Genomic DNA, 12203 nt, shown 5'->3' with positions numbered 1-12203 from the left:
CCGTACCGCCGAAGGGCGCACCCTCCGGGAGATCCGTCGCTGCCTCAAGCGCTACCTCGCCCGCGACATCTACCGCCGCCTCAACACCGCCGCTCAGAATGAGCTCACCGGCGCTTGACAGACATAGGAGATTCAACGGCAGGCTCGAGCACCTCCGCGGCTCGGCGCTGGGGTTCCGCAACCTGACCAACTACATCGCCAGATCCCTGCTCGAGACCGGCGGGTTCAGACCCCGACTACACCCTGGAATCGGATGAGCCTTGCTGGTAACGTTCTGCAAGGAAGGCGCGGTCTTGGACGCGGCGAGGTGCGCGAAGAGTGGGGGCACGCTCGCCCGGCTCCGATCGTGGCGTAGCCTGCCGACCACCCTGGCTTACCACCCACTCACATGTGAAAAACAGCGGGCCAAGAGGAGATCCATCGATGATCGTTCCCAGGTACTACGAGGACTTGGCCGTTCTGCACGAGAACACGCTCCCGGCACGTTCCTACTACATCCCGAGTTCCACGCCGCTCGACCCCGGTCCGGAGGCTCGTGACTCCTCCGATCGTCTGCAGCTGCTGAACGGTGAGTGGTCGTTCCGGTACTTCGAGAGCATCCACGAGCTTCGGGACCACTTCTACGAGCGCGACTTCCCCACGGGCGGTTTCGATCGTGTGCCGGTGCCGAGCACGTGGCAGCACCAGGGCTACGACCACCACCATTACACGAACATCCGCTACCCCTTCCCGCTCGATCCGCCGTTCGTCCCGCAGGACAATCCGTGCGGCGCGTACGTCCACGAGTTCGAGTACACGCCCAGTGAAAACGCCCCGAGCTCTCATCTCACCTTCGAAGGCGTCGACTCCTGCTTCTACGTGTGGCTCAACGGCAAGTACGTCGGCTACAGCCAGGTCTCGCACGCCACCGCCGAGTTCGACGTCACCGAGATCATCGAGCCGGGCACCAACCGCCTGGCCGTCCTTGTACTCAAGTGGTGCGACGGCAGCTACCTGGAAGATCAGGACAAGTTCCGCGTCAGCGGGATCTTCGGCGACGTCTACCTGCTCTCGCGGCCGGTTTCCGTCCTCTTCGACCACTTCACCACCACGACGATCGACACGACGGGGGCCACGGTCGAGATCCGGGGGCTCTACCGCGGCAAGTCCGTGCCGACCTCCGCCGAACTCACCGACGCCGATGGGACGCGCGTCGCAAGCGGTGAGTTGCAGGAGTTCTCCGGCGACGACACGTACACCCACCGGGTCCAGCTGCGCGTTGAGGACCCACAGCTGTGGACCGCCGAGAATCCTTACCTCTATACCCTCACCCTCACCTCACCGCAGGAGGTCGTCACCGACCGCGTCGGCATCCGTGAGATCACGGTCGTGAATGCCGTCGTCCACGTCAATGGGCAGCCGATCAAGCTGCGCGGCGTCAACCGCCACGACTCCGACCCGGTCACCGGCCCGGCCATCGACCTCGATCACATGAAAACCGACCTGCGGTTGATGAAGCAGCACAACATCAACGCGGTGCGCAGCTCTCACTATCCAAACGCGCCGCGCTTTTACCAGCTGTGCGACGAATATGGATTCTTCGTCATGGGCGAGGCCGACAACGAGAACCACGGCACCCAGTTTCAGTTCCTGGAGGACCCCTCCTTCGCGAATCAGGTCGAACACTGGAACGAGCCGATCGCGGACAACCCCGAGTGGATCGAGGCGACCCTCGACCGCACCCGACTTTGCGTCATCCGTGAGAAGAACCGCCCGAGCATCGTCATGTGGTCGGCGGGCAACGAGGGCGCATACGGGTGCACTTTCGAAGCCGCGCTCGGGCCGGTTGCGCGTCACCGAGGACGCCTCCTCCATCACCGTCGAGTCCGAGGCGTTCCGGTACGCCTTCGACACGCGCACAGGGCTGCCCCAGACCATGACCCTCGGCGGTCGGGATCTGCTCGATGCTCCCGCGCAGATCAATATCTGGCGGGCACCGACGGACAACGACATGAACATCAAAGCCGAGTGGAGACGCGCCCACTATGACGCCGCCTCGGCACGCGCCTACTCCGCAAGCGTCGAGCCAGGCGCGGATGCGGTGACGCTCACCTTCCCCCTCGCGGTCGTGGCGCCCACGATCCAGCCGATCCTGAAGGTGGAGGCCGCCTGGCACGTGAACACCTCCGGTTCGGTGCAGGCGTCCCTCTCAGTGAGGCGTGACCCTGCCTTTCCGCCGCTGCCCCGCTTCGGGATCAGGCTGTTCCTGCCTAAGGAGATGTCGCAGGTTACCTATTGCGGCTTGGGTCCGTTCGAGAGCTACGTCGACAAACGCCGAGCTTCCCATCACGGCCTCTTTGGCTCCGACGTCTTCCGCCTGCACGAGGACTACCTGTGTCCGCAGGAGAACGGCAGCCACGCGGACTGTGACTACGTCATCGTGGCCGGAGGCGGTCTGTCCCTCACCGCCGTGGGGAGCGAGACCTTCTCCTTCAACGCCTCCCCTTACACGCAGGAAGAGCTGGCGAGACGTGCCCACAGCTATGAACTCGTACCGGCGGGCAGCACCGTTTGGTGCCTGGACCACGCCAACGCCGGGATCGGGTCCAACAGCTGCGGTCCTGAACTCCTCGAAAAGTACCGCGTGGATGCCGAGACGTTCCGGTTCGACATCACCGTGATTCCCACCATCGAGCAGTGAACTAGTGAAGGGTCACAACGACGTGCCTGCCGCCCAAGAGAAGACGTACCTCAAGTGGTACAACAAGATCGGTTATGGATCGGGCGATGTCGGCGGGAACGTCGTGTATGCGTTCCTGTCCGCGTTCGTCATGATCTACCTCACCGATGCCGTGGGCTTGAACCCAGGCATCATCGGCACATTGATCATGGCCTCCCGGCTTTTCGACGGGGTCAGTGACCTCTTCTTCGGAAACCTCATCGACCGCACGCACACGAAGATGGGAAAGGCACGTCCGTGGATGTTCTGGGCGTACTTCGGTTGCGCCGCCACGCTCATCGCCACCTTCGCGATCCCGACCAACGTCGGCCAGACCGCGCAATACGCCTGGTTCTTCATCGCCTACACGCTGCTGAACGCGGTCTTCTTCACGGCCAACAACATCGCCTTCTCGGCGTTGACGGCGCTCATCACCAAGAACGGTGCCGAGCGTGTGCAGATGGGCTCCATCCGCTTCATGTTCGCCTTCGGGACGAGCATGCTCATCCAGACCTTCACCGTCGCAGGTGTGCAACAGTTCGGTGGCGGCGCCGAGGGCTGGCGCACGATCGCCATCATCTACGCCGTGATCGGGCTAGCCGTGAACTCGCTGTCGGTGTTCTCGGTGCGCGAGCTTTCGCGCGAGGAGCTTGCGGACCGGCCGGGCGCCCACCATGACCCCGCGGAGCTCGCCGAGGTGGAGGTGACCAGCTTCAAGGAGGCCGCGAAGCTCGTGGTGGCCAACAAGTACTACCTCATCATCCTACTCGTGTTCCTCCTGGCGCAGATCTTCACCGCGACGCTCAACATGGGGATCTACTTCATGACGTACATCCTCGGCGACGCGAACCTTCTCGGAGTCTTCGCGTGGGCGATGAACGCGCCGTTGATCATCGGTCTGCTCTTCACCCCGTTCCTCGTGAAGCGGTTCGGTGAGATGTACCGGGTGAACATCACCGGGTATGTGATCGCGGTCGTCGGCCGGCTCGGTGTTCTCGTCGCGGCGTACATGGGCAGCATTCCCCTCATGCTCCTCTTCACGGGCCTGGCCTCGCTCGGGATGAGCCCGCTGCAAGGCACGTTGAACGCACTGATAGCCGAGGCGTCCGAGTACACCTACCTCACCAAGAACCGGCGCATCGATGGGGTCATGTACTCCTGTACCTCGTTCGGCGTGAAGCTGGGCGGCGGAATCGGGACGGCACTGGCAGGATGGCTGCTCGCATGGAGTGGCTACGTCGGTGGTGCGGACACGCAGCCGGAGTCCGCGCTGCAGATGATCAGCTTCATGTACCTGTGGATCCCGGCCATCATGAGCTTCATCATCCTGCTGCTGCTGACGCGCCTCGACGTGGAGAAGGCCAACAGGAGGGTCAAGGCGGAGATCGCCGTCACCGCGTGACGCCTCGCGCTCTTTCCGAAGACCCTGCTCGAGTCTGCTTCTTCACGGGATGGTTGTGCTGGGGTTCCGCAGCTGATTTCGTGGAAAGAGAGCGGATCGGGGGGTTGTGGGGGATTGTGGGCTCTTCAGAGCTGAGTGTGGGGTGAGGCATCGAGGCCTCCGGTGATGAGGAGCATGCGGAGGCGGTAGTGCTCGAAGTTGCGGAACCCGCGGGCGATGCGGCGGCCGAGTTCGATGATCCCGTTGATGGCTTCGGCGCCGCCGTTGCTCGCGCCGTTGGTGTCGAAGTAGGCCAGGAACGCGGTCTTCCAGCGGCGCAGGGTCTTCCCCAGCCTCGCGATCTCGGGGATCGGGCAGGACGGCAGAGACGTGATCAGCTTCTCGGCCAGGCGGCGACCCGCGGCGCTCGTGGGCTGGTGGAACACCTCTCGAACCTGCTGGGTGCAGTGATAGGCGACCTCGACGGCGACGTGCTCGGGATGCGCGGCGAACGCTGCATCCAACCGGGCCAGCTGCCGTTCGGTGATGCGTTCTCGGCCGGCGCGGAGGACGTGCCGGATCCCGTAGAGAGGATCGCCCGTGCGCCCTCGATGGCCGAGGGTCTCCTGCTGGATCCGGCGGTGGACGTCATCGACCGCAGCGCCGGCAAGTTTGACGACGTGGAATGCGTCGAGCACACAGGTCGCGTCCTCGAGCTGGTCATCGATCGCGTTCTTGTATCCCTGGAACGGGTCCAGCGTCGCGATCTCGACCCGTTTGCGGAACATCTCGCCCCGCTCGTCCAGCCAGTCTCGGTAAGACTTGCCGGATCGGCCGGGGACGAGGTCGAGCAGCCGGGCAACGGGGTGGGAGCTGCGGGTCAGGTCCACCATCCCGGTGAGCTCCTTCGGACCCCGAAGGCGCGGAACACGGTGATGCCACACATGCTCGTCCACACCCAGGACCTGCACGCCCTCGAATCGGGTCGGATCCTCTGCGGCCCGGGCCAGGACGGGTTGGACCTGGGACCAGAGCGTGTTCCAGGTCGTGCCGAGCTGGCGGGCGAGCCCCTGGATCGTGGCGCCCTCGCGGCGGAGCTGGCCGATCGCCCACCGGAGCGCGCGCATGGTCAGCAGGCCCCGCGGAGGGCAGACCGCGGGATCCTGTTCGACGAATGTCACCACCAGGCAGGCCTCCTCGCGGCAGATCCAGCGGCGCTTGCGCCACCGGATCCGCACGGGCCGGTCCGCCCACGGAGCGTCGATCATCGAGGTCACGATCCGGCCGTGACCAGCGGCGATCACACCGCATCCCGGGCAGCCCGCGACCGGATCGCAGGACTCGACCTCGAGAAGGAACCCGGCCCGGGCGCGGTCCACAGAGATCAGGTGCAGTCCAGGGAGGCCGAGGAGGAGGTCGCATCGGTCGCAGCGATCGAGCGCGACCGGGCAGGCGCACGTAGAGTTCAGCATTGTCGAGGTCCTTGGTGCGAGCAGAGGTAAGAGTCCGCTCATCATCGGGGACCTCGACGCCTACCTCCAGCTACCCCGCACCGCCGGCGCGCCCACACTCAGCTCTGAAGAGCCGGTTATCCGCGAGGATCCCGTGGAGGACCGCTTCGTCGAACATCGGCGAGAGCGCGTAGTGGAGCTTGCGCACGGTGTCGGCGCCAAGACCGGGCTTCTTGTCCTCGTTGGTTGCGGACTTGGAGTTGTAGCGCGTGTTCCGGTCGGACTTGATGCGGCCGTCGGTGAGGAGGCGCGAGTACAGCTCGGTCAGCATCGACGGTTCAATGTCACGAGGCCGGAGGTCCCCGAAGTGAGGCAAGAAGTGATTGCTGAGGGTTCTCTTGTAGCCAGCGACAGTCGTCGGAGATCGGTGAGGGCGGATTCCGGCGATCCACCGCTCGACCCACTCATTCAGGGTGATCATCTCGATGTCGATCCTGGTGATCGCCCGTGGTCCTTGGGCCTGCCCAGGGGCACGCCTCTGCCGTGCGCGAGCCTCCGAGAGCGACAGCGCGTCGTCGAGCCTCCCCTTCTCGATCAGCTTCAAGGCGAAGCGAGCGGTGACCTCGTCGGGGTAGCCGCCTCGAGTCTTTCGCTTGGAGTCGCCGGGGTCGAAGTACTTGATCTGCGACCGATCACCGTTGTTGGTGGAGTAGCGGACAGTCGTCCCGAACTGCTCAGGCATCAACGCGCTCCCGCGCAGGGTTAGACATGGACGCGGCGCTTGCTTCGTCGGCACGGTCGGTGAGCTCGAGAATAGCGGTACGGGTAACGAGGATGTTGCCGGCGAGGGTCTTCGCCTGGAGGTCGCCGCATTCGATCATCTTGCGAACGAACCGGACGTCACGGCCGAGGACGCGGGCAACGTCGGGCACGGTCAAGAACGCGATGTCGGGTCGGGCGACGAGTTCGGGCAGGGTCTGGATCTTCCGCTGAGTGCTCATGCCCGTATGTGTGCCGGGGCGGCGGGGGCAAGCGTTCACGCGTCGCGTAGTGGCTGTCATCGCACTGTTCCGTCCTGGTTCGGGGCCAGTTGGCCCTTTGCGCAGGAGGGTGCTCGCGGACGTCTCGACGTGCATCCGATTCGGAGGTGTCCATAAGGTGTGTCCATAGGGACCGGCACCTCAACGAGAAAGGCCCGTCTGACCTGCGTTTCCGCTGGTCAGAGAGGCCTCTGATGAGTGTCCGAGGGGGGACTTGAACCCCCACGCCCTAATACGGGCACTAGCACCTCAAGCTAGCGCGTCTGCCAATTCCGCCACCCGGACAGGTGAGTCGCACGCGGTGCGACGAAGCGACTCTAGCACGGCATCGAGGGCGTCCCGAACCCAGACCGGCCATTCGGGCCCGACAGTGAACACGATCACGTTCCCCCTGGTCACGGGGCAGGAAGCCCGCCGCGATCCATCTCGTTCCGCACCGGCCGGAACGCCGCGCCGTGGGAGGATCTGGGCCATGGTGCACGTCTTCTTCCACGAGCCGCGGATCGCGGGCAACACGGGCAACGCGATCCGCCTTTCGGCGGTCACCGGCTGCCGCCTCCACCTCATCGAGCCGCTCGGCTTCGACCTCGAGGATTCCAAGCTGCGGCGCGCGGGCCTGGACTACCACGACCTCGCCATGACGACGGTGCACCCCGATCTCGAGGACGCCCTCGCCGCCGTCCCGGAGTCCCGGGTCTTCGCGTTCACGGCCCACACGCCCCACTCGTTCGCGGACGTCGCGTACCGCGACGACGACGTGCTCCTCTTCGGCTGCGAGCCCGATGGTCTGCCCGAGGAGGTCATGGCCCATCCTCGGGTCACCCGGCGCGTGCACATCCCGATGCTCCCGGCCCGGCGCTCCCTGAACCTCGCCAATGCGGCCTCGGTCGCGGTCTACGAGGCGTGGCGCCAGCTCGGGTACGCGGGGTCCAGCGGGCGAAGCGCCGGTCAGGTCTCGGCGGCGACGGACGACGGGGCCTAAGCCCCGCCGTCCGTCACGACGCCCGCGCCGTCCCGCGCCCCAGTGCGTCTGGGAGTCAGAGCGCCAGGGCGAGCTCGTAGGCGTCGTTGACGGCATCGCCCACCGTGCGGGGGCTCACACAATCCCCGACGGTCCGGGCGCTGATCCCCTGTGCGGCGAGCTCCTCGGCCAGGCCCGTCGCCGGCCGGGAGCCGAAGGCCGCGATCACCGTGTCGGCTTCGAGCACCGAAGCCCCGTCGTGTCCCTCGACGTGCACGCCGTCCCCTCCGATGGCCGTCACCGTCGTCCCGGTCAGGATCCGCACCCCGGCCTCCGCTAGGTTCCGCAGGAGCGAGATGCGGTTGAGCATGAACATGTCGCGGGCGATCTCGTCGGCCATCTCGACGATCACCACCTCGTGCCCGGCCTCGGCCAGCTCGAGAGCCGCGTCCGCGCCCGACAGGCCGCCGCCGCACATCACCACGCGATGCCCGACCTCGGCGCCTTCGTGGAAGGCGAGCACGTCGATCGCGCGCTCGATGCCCGGGATCGACGCGGGCATCAGCGGCTGCGAGCCCGCCGCGACGATCACCTCGTCGGCCTCGGCCAGACGCGGGTCGTCCGCTGCGATGGCCTCGCCCAAGTGCACGGTGACCGTGTCGAGGGCATCGAGCTGGGTGCGCCACCACGGGATCATGCGCCGCAGCTCCTCCTTGAAGTCCGGGGCCGCCGCGGGCAGGAGTACGCCCCCGATGTCCTCGCGCTGCTCGTAGACGTCCACGGTGTGTCCGCGACCGCCGGCGACGCGGGCCGCCTCGAGCCCGGCGGGGCCGGCGCCGATGATCGCGATCCGGCGCGGCGCGTCGGTCGGGCTGATCACGCGCACGCCCTCGTAGCCGACCTCCGGGTTCACCGCGCAGCCGATGGCCTTGCCGAAGAACGCGTTGCCGGTGCACAGCTGGTTGCCGCGGATGCACGGGCGCACGTTCTCGGGGCGCCCCTCCCGCAGCTTGGCGACGAGATCCGGGTCCGCGATGAGCCCGCGGCCGATGACGATCAGGTCCGCGTCGCCGCGCTGGAGGATCGCCTCACCGCTGTCCGGGGTGATGTTCCCGCACGCCCCGACGGGGATCGAGACGACGTCCTTGACGCGCTTGGCGGCGTCGACCATGCAGTCGTCGCCCAGGTAGTAGGGCGGGAACACGTAGTCCATGGCCTCATACGAGCCGTCGTCGCACAGGATCATGTCGAGCCCGCCCGCCTCGAGGGCGCGCACCAGCTCCTGAGTCTCATCCCGGGTGCGGCCGCCGTCGAAGCGGTGGTTCACGGAGATGCGGAAGGAGACGACCGCGTCTGGCGCGTTCTCCTTGACGGCGCGTATGCACTCGACGGCGAAGCGCGCCCGGTTCTCGGGGCTCCCGCCGTACTCGTCGGTGCGGCGGTTCCAGCACGAGGACATGAACTGGTCGACCAGGTATCCCGTGTGGCCGTGGATGTCCACGACGTCGAAGCCCGCCTCGTGGGCGCGGCGTGCGGCCTCCCCCATGCGGACGATGATCAGTCGGATCTCCTCGGTGGTCAGGGGACGGCAGCGGCGCTCGGGATCGAAGAAGGAGGTGTTGTCGGAGGAAGAGACGGGCTCCATCCCATCGCGTCGTAGTTCTGGTTGTTGCGGCCCAGGCCGGGCGTCAGCTGCAGGGCGGCGAGCCCTCCCGCGGCATGGATCGCTTCGGCGATGCCGCGCAGGCCCGCGGTGTGCTCGTCGGTGTCGGCGCGGGCGAGGCCGTGGGCGATCGGCTCGAGGTCGGACTGGACGAAGTTCACGCCCGTCATCACCAGCGCGGTCCCGCCGGCCGCACGGGCGCCGTAGTAGGCCGCCTCCCGCCGGGTCGAGCGTCCGTCCTCCGTGCCCATCTCCGTGCCCATCGGCGCGAGGACGACGCGGTGGGGAAGCTCGAGTCCGCCGATGCGAATCGGGGACAGCAGCGTCTCGTAGCTGCGGGGCGGCGTCTGGACGGTCATGGCGGGGTTCCTTCCCTCGGGGCTCGAGGCCCACGCTAGGAGGCGGCCCGGCCCGTCAGAAGAGGTGAACGTCCCGCCGCCAGGGTGCTTCTCGCCAGTGCCCGGGCGCACCGAGACCTGCCCGCCTCCCCTACCCGCGCCATCTCCTGCAGCATCGCCGCTGGCCGGCTTCTCGACCGTGGAGGCCTATGCGTCGGCGGCCAGGCCGGCGCGGCGCTCGAGGGCGTGCGTAGTGACCGCGGAGAACTCCTCCATGGAGGTCTCCCACGACAGTCCCCCGGCATCCCGCTCAAAGGCCGGGCGGAAGCGCTCGGGGATGACGAAGCGGGGCGGCAGCTTGACGCGGACGTTGTCGACCGTCGGCCGTGACATCGCACGATCCAGGGCAGGCCCCAGCAGGTCCGGGGGTCGGCGGGACGTAGCACGCCAGCAGTGCGAGGTCGACGACATCGCGTTCGCGACTGGAGGGCCGGTCGCCGTGGAAGCTGTAGAGGGCCACGAGCTTCTCGGCCATGTCGTCCGGCACCGGGACCACGCGCACATGCTCTGGCCAGCCTCCCTGCTGAGGCGGGTCCACTCGGCGCCCCAGAGGGACCAGCTCACCGAGAGCCTGGCGATCGCGGACGACCAGCGCATCGAGCTTGACGTTGCCGTGGTCCTTGCCGCCGAAGCGGACACGGAACGACAGCGACGCCAGATCAGGAACATGCCCGTCCTTGGCCCTGACGAGCTCGAACTCCAGGAAGTCCGGGTCCTCCGGAGTCGACCGCGCCGCCTGCTCGAGCTCCGCGACAGCCGCCTACCGCGACGTCGAGGCCAGTGCCACGTCGATGTCCCGGGTCGTGCGGGCGACATCGGGCAGCCGCGCGATCATCGCGTGACCACCCTTGAGCGCCCACCGGTCCGGGAACGCGACCGCCAGACGGGAGATCAGACGCTGGGCGAAGAACTCCTGGAGAGCCGTTGCCCCTGCTCCGCCTCGAGCTCGCTCCTGGACCGCGCTCTGGAGGCCTCTTGCCGTCTTGTACGCCACGTCAGCTGGCCATCGGCAGATACATGAGGGACTCCTCAGCAGACGGGCCCAGCAGCTCGGCAGCCCGCTCATACGTCAGCCAGCCCTCGTCGATGCACAGGTCCACCCACCGTGAGCGGTGCTCACCATCCATCGGCCACCGCCCCAGGTCATACGTCGTGCGCTCGACGCTCGTCACCGGCATGCCCTCGACCATGACGACGTCGTCCGGTGCCAGCGTCGCGGTATGCAGCGTCATGCCGCCCACACAACGCCGACGGGGCACGGTCACGTGCATCTCCTGCGCGAGATCCGGGGCGCCGTGCAGCTCGGCCGCGGCGTGATGGCTCAGCACACCCCCGCGCTCCCCCAGCGGATCACCAGCGATCTGCGACAGGAACCGCTCAGGGGACAGGCGCTGGAGCGCGACCTTGAACGGGCCGAAGCGCATGTCCTCCAGCGCCGGCACCAGATACACACCCGCTCCCAGCGAGCTCAGCGCCCGCGGAGTCCTGGTCAGGCGCGCGATCGACGTCGGCGAGACCCCCTCCGCCAGCAGCTGCGGGCGCGTCACCAGCCCGTCGTTGGCGGCAGCCAGGTCCACCACCACCACATAGTCATCCACGAGCGCCATACCCCGACCCTGCCCCAGACGTTGCGCTCGTGCAATCATTGCGCCAGCTGCGGCGGCATGGGCCGATCACACCGCATCCGCAGCGCTTCCTCGCCGACACCGAGCTGCGGAGCGACAGCCTGGATCGGCTCCGCCCCCGCGCCCCTCTGCCGCGTCTCAGCCCCGCGCGGCGAGATGCGCGCGGGCGGCCGCGAGCATGAGCTCGGCCGGTGCGGAGGGCACGCCCAGCATCGACTCGACCTGGCGAGCCGCCTGGTGGGCGAGCATGCGCAGGCCGCTGGCGACCTCGGTCCCCCGCTCCTGCACCGCGGCCGCGAGCGGCGCGGGCCACGGGTCGTAGAGGACGTCGAGCATCACGCGGGGCACCGGCGCGGCGGGTGTCGCCCGCACCTCGGCGGCGAGGTCGTCGGCGCCCTCGATCGCGAGCGCGGAGACGACGACGTCCTCGGCCAGCGCGGTGAGGCGGTCGGTCCAGTCGATCACCGTGCACCGGGCCCCGCGCACCTCGGCCGCGGCGACCACGGGCTCCAGGCGCTCGGTGCTGCGGGCGGTGAGCACGATCTCCCGCGCGCCCATCCCGGTGAGCGCCGCGACCGCGCTCAGGGCCGTGGCCCCCGATCCGATGATCGCGGCGCGGTCGATCCAGCCGACGCCGTGGTCGTGGAGGCTGCGGGCGATCCCGTCGACGTCATGGTTCTCGGCCCGCCAGCTCCCGTCGGGCCGACGGATGAGGGTGTTGGAGATGCCGAGCCCGTGGGACACGTCATCAGCGTCGACGGCGAGCTCGAAGGCCTCGCGCTTGAGCGGCATCGTGACGCTGAGCCCCTGGAGACCGTTGCCCGGACCGGCGAGGAAGGCCTCCAGCTCGCCCTCGTGGACCTCGGCGCGCCCGTACACCGCATCATCGATCCCGAGCGCCTCGTAGGCGGCCCGGTGCATGACCGGGGACATCGAATGCGCGATCGGCGTCCCGACCACGATGAACTCCCGCTGCGGACGCCGCG

General features: G+C 67.7%; 12 protein-coding genes, 1 tRNA gene and 2 pseudogenes. 5 read left to right on the top strand and 10 right to left on the bottom strand.

Translation table 11 applies throughout. The features are described 5' to 3' along the window. From FM110_RS13625 to FM110_RS01560, 4 genes and pseudogenes are all read left to right on the top strand, one after another. Positions 1-118 (top strand): annotated as a pseudogene (locus FM110_RS13625) (IS110 family transposase); the annotation flags it as partial. A 332-nt stretch (positions 119-450) separates the two neighbouring features. Then, on the top strand, positions 451-2028 hold the full coding sequence (locus FM110_RS01565) for a glycoside hydrolase family 2 TIM barrel-domain containing protein (RefSeq protein ID WP_234991830.1): 1578 nt from the start codon (positions 451-453) through the stop codon (positions 2026-2028). Further along, positions 1916-2680, top strand: a complete 765-nt coding sequence (locus FM110_RS14395) for a beta-galactosidase small subunit (RefSeq protein ID WP_234991829.1) — start codon at positions 1916-1918, stop codon at positions 2678-2680. Before FM110_RS01565 ends, FM110_RS14395 begins: the two co-directional genes overlap by 113 nt. A 4-nt stretch (positions 2681-2684) precedes the next feature. After that, complete coding sequence (locus FM110_RS01560; RefSeq protein ID WP_200810138.1) at positions 2685-4100, top strand: MFS transporter; 1416 nt, start codon at positions 2685-2687, stop codon at positions 4098-4100. A 125-nt stretch (positions 4101-4225) separates the two neighbouring features. On the opposite strand, the gene FM110_RS01555 is transcribed toward FM110_RS01560, so the two are convergent. The 4 genes from FM110_RS01555 to FM110_RS01540 all read right to left on the bottom strand — a co-directional run bounded on the left by FM110_RS01555 (position 4226) and on the right by FM110_RS01540 (position 6855). Further along, entirely contained in the window at positions 4226-5551 is a 1326-nt protein-coding gene (locus FM110_RS01555; protein WP_087102006.1) for an ISL3 family transposase, read from the bottom strand. 70 nt (positions 5552-5621) lie between these two features. Continuing rightward, positions 5622-6272, bottom strand: coding sequence for an N-terminal phage integrase SAM-like domain-containing protein (locus FM110_RS01550; protein ID WP_087102004.1), 651 nt, complete (start codon positions 6270-6272; stop codon positions 5622-5624). Continuing rightward, positions 6265-6531 (bottom strand): helix-turn-helix domain-containing protein, encoded by a 267-nt coding sequence (locus tag FM110_RS01545; RefSeq protein WP_087102002.1) that lies wholly within the window; start codon positions 6529-6531, stop codon positions 6265-6267. The genes FM110_RS01550 and FM110_RS01545 overlap by 8 nt, the downstream gene beginning before the upstream one ends. A gap of 238 nt (positions 6532-6769) precedes the next feature. Then, positions 6770-6855, bottom strand: a tRNA-Leu gene (locus tag FM110_RS01540). A 187-nt stretch (positions 6856-7042) separates the two neighbouring features. Between FM110_RS01540 and FM110_RS01535 the strand changes: the two genes are divergently transcribed. Beyond that, entirely contained in the window at positions 7043-7552 is a 510-nt protein-coding gene (locus tag FM110_RS01535) for a tRNA (cytidine(34)-2'-O)-methyltransferase (protein ID WP_087102000.1), read from the top strand. A gap of 55 nt (positions 7553-7607) precedes the next feature. Here the strand turns inward: FM110_RS01535 and FM110_RS14705 are convergent, their stop codons facing one another. The 6 genes and pseudogenes from FM110_RS14705 to FM110_RS01505 all read right to left on the bottom strand — a co-directional run bounded on the left by FM110_RS14705 (position 7608) and on the right by FM110_RS01505 (position 12177). Then, on the bottom strand, positions 7608-9176 hold the full coding sequence (locus FM110_RS14705; protein ID WP_087101998.1) for an oxidoreductase: 1569 nt from the start codon (positions 9174-9176) through the stop codon (positions 7608-7610). Continuing rightward, positions 9110-9553 carry an oxidoreductase gene (locus FM110_RS14700; protein ID WP_087101996.1) on the bottom strand — a complete coding sequence of 148 codons (444 nt, stop codon included), beginning with the start codon at positions 9551-9553 and terminating at the stop codon, positions 9110-9112. The genes FM110_RS14705 and FM110_RS14700 overlap by 67 nt, the downstream gene beginning before the upstream one ends. Before the next feature lie 186 nt (positions 9554-9739). Beyond that, positions 9740-9925 carry a hypothetical protein gene (locus FM110_RS13615; protein ID WP_143276201.1) on the bottom strand — a complete coding sequence of 62 codons (186 nt, stop codon included), beginning with the start codon at positions 9923-9925 and terminating at the stop codon, positions 9740-9742. Further along, positions 9843-10586: pseudogene (locus FM110_RS14790) on the bottom strand (nucleotidyl transferase AbiEii/AbiGii toxin family protein). The gene FM110_RS13615 and the pseudogene FM110_RS14790 overlap by 83 nt, the downstream one beginning before the upstream one ends. Position 10587: 1 nt before the next feature. Then, on the bottom strand, positions 10588-11199 hold the full coding sequence (locus tag FM110_RS01510; RefSeq protein WP_087101990.1) for a type IV toxin-antitoxin system AbiEi family antitoxin domain-containing protein: 612 nt from the start codon (positions 11197-11199) through the stop codon (positions 10588-10590). A gap of 156 nt (positions 11200-11355) precedes the next feature. Beyond that, positions 11356-12177, bottom strand: a complete 822-nt coding sequence (locus tag FM110_RS01505; RefSeq protein ID WP_234991828.1) for a shikimate dehydrogenase — start codon at positions 12175-12177, stop codon at positions 11356-11358. Between the last annotated feature and the right edge of the window lie 26 nt (positions 12178-12203).

Source organism: Brachybacterium nesterenkovii, from assembly GCF_900163655.1.
GTDB lineage: Bacteria > Actinomycetota > Actinomycetes > Actinomycetales > Dermabacteraceae > Brachybacterium > Brachybacterium nesterenkovii.
Note: the sequence above shows the minus strand (reverse complement) of the source record. Positions and strands in the feature narration are given on the sequence as shown.